The following is a 5,131-nucleotide window of genomic DNA, read 5'->3' on the forward strand; positions in this document are numbered from 1 at the left end:
CACCGCGATCATTCATCCCCGGCCAGTTCCTGTGGTGCAACCACCCCGAAAGCCCCAACCGCGCAACACCACCACGCGTACCCACCCATATTGCCCCATCCGCAGCAATACAGATATCGACCACATAGCTATTGGGCAATCCCTCGCGCTCTGTAAAAATTCGCCATTGTCCGCCCGCATCTCGAAAAGCCGCGCCAGCCGGCGTACCAATCCACACCGTTCCATCCTGTGCAAAGCGAATCACCTGCACCCGATTAGAAGGCAACCCGTCCTCAGTTGTAAATGTTTCCCATTGTCCCGAATAATACCGCTTAAGCCCGCCATCATCGGTACCAAACCAGAGCGCGCCATCGTCACTTTGCGCCATCGCCCACACAGATACATTGCTCAAACTATCCATATCTGCTATCGTCGTCCATTCCCCCGTATCCACATCCAATAACCCCATACCCTGCTCAAACTCGTCAGGTCTTCCACCTCGCCCTCCACGCCCGCGACCATCCGGTTCACCTCGTCCACCACGGCCATCTGGACCATCCATATCCCTCAAACCACCACGCCCGCGACCATCCGGTTCACCTCGCCCTCTACCACCATCTGGTCCCTCCGCCCCCCTAAAACCACCGCGCCTACCTCTGCCACCCGGTTCACCTCGTCCACCCCGTCCCATTCCAGGACCAAACAAAACATTACCCCCTCGCCCCCCATAAGCGACCCACACTTTTCCATTTGCATCGGCCATCAAGCTCTGAACACCTTGAAGCGGCTGACCATCTAACATTACCAAATAAAGATCTGCGCCATCAAAGCGCAACAAGTGACCTGCATCGGTCACCAGACAGGAGCGACCACCATCCAGCCCCAAAATCTGGCGCAAGCCCCCTCGCCCCCTCAATTCTTCTGGCAGATCAATCCCCCTCCATTCCTCGCCAAAAAAATAAGCCAGTCCCTGTCGTGCTTCACGACCAAAACCCCGTCCCACAGCAGCCCACAATGCCCCATCGGGCGCGGCAACCAGATCCTGAATAGCATTTCCCGGCAACCCATCTTCAACCCCAAACTTCTTCCATAAACGCCCGTCATAGCGCGACACTCCACCCAGCGTGGCAAACCACATCGCCCCATCGGGTGTTTGCAACACAGCCGTCACCACATTGTGCGCCAGCCCATCTTCTTGCCGAAAGGACGTCCACACCTGCCTGGCCTCACCCGCAAAAACCTCGGCATTCAGGCAAAGAATGAACATCCACATAAAAAACACTAATCTTTGACCGACCATTTACTTCACTCCTTCAAAGTTCTCACAGTATCGTCCGTATATAATACAAAAAAAACAACTATTGCACACCCTACAAAGATTAGACGCCTGTGCCCACCATTCGTCCCACTTGATATCCCACATGCAATGTCATATTTTAGCAATCAACTTGGACGCCTGCTTAAAGCATGCAGAGCCTGCCCCTGTATGCTCTAAGCACGGGCGTGACGAGCATCATTGTCATCGCGGCATGGTGTTGAGCCGCGGTCCAGTGTTTGCAGCCCTTCAGCTTCACTGTAAACTTGGACTGTGACCAGTTGCACACCGTTCCACCCTTCACACTTCTAACTTCACACTTCTAACTTCAACCAAGGAGTCTCTCTTGCCTACAGACCGTCCCAACATCCTCTTTATCATGTCCGACGATCACGCCTCGCATGCCATGAGTTGCTACAACAGCCGCATCAACCAGACCCCCAACCTCGACCGCATAGCAAATGGAGGCATGCGCTTTGACAACTGCTTTTGCACCAACTCAATCTGCGCCCCCAGCCGGGCCGTAATCCTCACCGGCACATACAACCACATCAACGGCGTAACCACGCTGGCGACCCATCTCGACGGCAGGCAACTCACATTTCCCAAATTATTCCAACAGGCGGGATATCAAACCGCCATGATCGGCAAATGGCATCTCGGTCACGGCGGCATCCACGACCCCACCGGCTTTGACTACTGGAATGTCCTGCCCGGGCAGGGATTATATCACAACCCCGAAATGATAGAAATGGGCGAAGAAAAAGTCTATCAAGGCTATGTCACCGACATCATCACAGACTTATGCCTCGACTGGCTCAAAGCGCGGGACACAAATCGCCCCTTCATGCTCATGTACCACCACAAAGCACCCCACCGCGCCTGGGAACCCGACGAAAAACACGCCCACATGTATGAAAACGAAGACATACCCGAACCCGAAACCTTCTGGGACGACTACAGCAACCGCGCCAGTGCTGCCGAAGCCGCCCAAATGCGCGTTGACCGCGACATGAACAAAAATGACCTCAAGGGATTACCCCCTGAAGGCCTCTCACCTGAAGAAGACAAAAAATGGAAATACCAGCGCTACATCAAAGACTACCTGCGCTGTGTGGCCTCCATCGACGACAATGTCGGACGCATGCTCGACTATCTCGACACAGAAGGCCTCACCGACAACACCATAGTCATTTACACATCTGACCAGGGCTTTTTCCTGGGCGATCACGGCTGGTATGACAAGCGTTTTATGTACGAAGAATCCCTGCGCATGCCCTTCATCATTCGCTATCCCAAAGAAATCAAACCCGGCAGTATCAACACCGACATGATCCTCAACACCGACTTTGCCCCCACCTTTCTCGACTACGCGGGCATTGACATCCCCGAAACCTTCCAGGGATCGAGCATGCGCCCCTTGCTCAACGGCGAAACACCTGAAGACTGGCAAACATCGATGTATTACCGCTACTGGATGCACCTGACGCACCACCATGTTTACGCCCATTACGGCGTGCGAACCCACCAGTACAAACTCATCTATTACTACGCCGACGGCCTCAATCAAAAAGGATCAATCGAAGACACCAAAGAACCCGAATGGGAACTCTTCGACCTCGAAAAAGACCCTTATGAACTCAACAGCGTGTACGACAATCCCGAATACGCCGATATCGTGCGCGAACTCAAAGACGAACTCTACCGCCTTCAGGAAAAGGTAGAAGACGAGCGGTATGTAAAAGACGTGGATTAAATAAAACCACTGGATCGCGGCTCAACACCATGCCGCGATGACGAGTACTATCACTTCACACTTCTTGTATCTTACTTTTTATCTGCGTTCATCTGCGAAAAACGCTCAAATTATTCGCGTTTTTTTCTGCGGATCACACTTCTACTTCGGCACCTTGAGCACGGCGTAAAAATTGGCATAGTGCCGGCGGGTCTCTCTGCGAATGATTATACCGACTTCGTCACCGGGTTTCAACTCCGCCAATACATCTTCGTAATCTTCCATCGAACGCATGGGCCTGCGATTCATCTCGCGAATCACATCTCCCCGTCGCAAACCCGCCGCTTCAGCCGCACTTTCTCCTCTCACATCGGTGATGAGCATGCCCCATTGTGCACCATAACCAAACTGACGGGCAATAGCGGGCGTCATCTCCTGAACATTCAGCCCCAGGGCGCGTTGTCGCTCCACCTCTTGCAGACCGCGAAAGGGATCAAACGCATCCACCGTTACGCGCAACTTTTTATTTCCCTCACTTCGGATCACCTCAATTATCACCTGTGCGCCTGGAGGGGTTCGCGCAATACGCGTGAGAAACTCATCTGCATTGGAAATCTCTCGGTCATTTAACCCCACAATCACATCGCCGGGTTGTAAGTCCGTTTGCTCGGCAAATTCCCCCACCTCCTGAATCAGCGCACCCCGATTCACAGATAATCCCAGTGCTTCGGAAAGCCCCGGCGTCAGATCCTGAACCACCACATCCAGATACCCGCGTTTTACCTCTCCATCTTCAATAATCTGCTGCATAATATTGCGCGCCATATTAATGGGCACAGCCAACCCAATGCCCTGACTGCCACCGCTGCGCGACAAAATCGCCGTATTCAGACCCACCAGATCCCCGCGCAAATTCACCATTGCCCCACCGCTATTGCCCGGATTAATCGCCGCATCTGTTTGAATAAAATCTTCGTAATCCACAATATCTAAATTGCCCCGCCCCGTCGCGCTCACAATACCGTACGTCACCGTATGCCGCAAACCATACGGATTGCCAATCGCCAGCACCCAGGCACCGACCTTCAACTTATCCGAATCGCCCATCTTCAGCGCGGGCAAATCGCGCCCATCGATTTTCAACACCGCGACATCGCTCTGCGGATCTGTTCCCACCAGCATTGCGCCAAACTTTCTGCCATCGTCGAGCTCTACTTCAATAGAATCGGCCTCTGCAATAAGGTGATTATTGGTCAAAATATAGCCATCTCCAGAAACAATAACCCCCGACCCCAAACCCTGCTGCCGCCACTCTCTGCGATACGTCATTCGGCCACCAAAAAAACGATCAAAAAACGGATCGCCCGTCGAACTTCTCACCCCCACGACCATATCCTTTTTATTTACAATAGTCACCACACCCGGATTGACCTCGGAAGCCACCGCTGCAAAAGCCTCGCTGAACTTTTCCATTTGCGCAATCGTCACCTGATGCTCAGGATCAATCTTTGCCTCAACCTGCAAAACCATAAATCCCGCAATCAGTATCCACATCCATCTTTGCATACGCCGTCTCTCCGTTATTTGTGTCAAACCATCCAACATCTGACAAACTATCGCAAGGCGTCAAAAGTTCCTGAAATTGTCCAATCCCGTCAATCATAAAAAAAGCCGAGATCCACAGAGAATCTCGGCCTTTTTGAGTTAAAAAATGTACTTAAGCAGCTGACTTACCCGACGGACGCACCTTTTTCAGCGCGGACATCCAGGTCAACTCATAGACCACCAGCGCACCTCGCCATACCTCGACATTTTCAAGCCCGCTATACACCAATCGCGCAGCCTGTTCAATCGTCGCTTCTGCGGCCTTTACCTCGGGCTGATCGGCCACAGTCTTCATGGGAATGGGACCATAAGCGGCGCGAATGCGATTGATCACCTCGCAGACTTCCCGACGAAACTGGGGGATGAAACGGGACCGGGAGGTAGCTCGTTGTACCTTCTTTGATTGTGAACCGATACCCAACATGGGAACAATGCGTCTCATGGAAACATCTCCTGTTTAAGTTAGGTGAAATATATCGACATGAATCGTCTTATAT

4 protein-coding genes are annotated in these 5,131 nt (G+C 52.5%); 1 reads left to right on the forward strand and 3 read right to left on the reverse strand.

All coding sequences use genetic code 11. The annotated features are described in order from the left end of the window. The coding region (locus F4Y39_10125; protein MYC14069.1) for a hypothetical protein at positions 1-1,279 on the reverse strand (1,279 nt) is incomplete at its 3' end. A 361-nt stretch (positions 1,280-1,640) separates the two neighbouring features. On the opposite strand from F4Y39_10125, the gene F4Y39_10130 reads away from it, so the two are divergent. After that, a complete protein-coding gene (locus F4Y39_10130; GenBank protein ID MYC14070.1) occupies positions 1,641-3,050 on the forward strand; it encodes a sulfatase in 1,410 nt (469 codons plus the stop codon). Positions 3,051-3,191: 141 nt separating this feature from the next. On the opposite strand, the gene F4Y39_10135 is transcribed toward F4Y39_10130, so the two are convergent. Then, entirely contained in the window at positions 3,192-4,634 is a 1,443-nt protein-coding gene (locus F4Y39_10135; GenBank protein MYC14071.1) for a PDZ domain-containing protein, read from the reverse strand. Between the two features lie 112 nt (positions 4,635-4,746). Further along, complete coding sequence (locus F4Y39_10140) at positions 4,747-5,076, reverse strand: hypothetical protein (GenBank protein ID MYC14072.1); 330 nt, start codon at positions 5,074-5,076, stop codon at positions 4,747-4,749. Positions 5,077-5,131 lie beyond the last annotated feature (55 nt).

The sequence above is a fragment of the Gemmatimonadota bacterium genome (assembly GCA_009838845.1).
GTDB lineage: Bacteria > Latescibacterota > UBA2968 > UBA2968 > UBA2968 > VXRD01.

What these genes read in the sequence shown, in the direction of transcription:
- F4Y39_10140 (MYC14072.1), bottom strand. Translation starts at nt 5,076, where the DNA reads ATGAGACGCATTGTTCCCATGTTGGGTATCGGTTCACAATCAAAGAAG.
- F4Y39_10135 (MYC14071.1), bottom strand. Translation starts at nt 4,634, where the DNA reads ATGTTGGATGGTTTGACACAAATAACGGAGAGACGGCGTATGCAAAGA.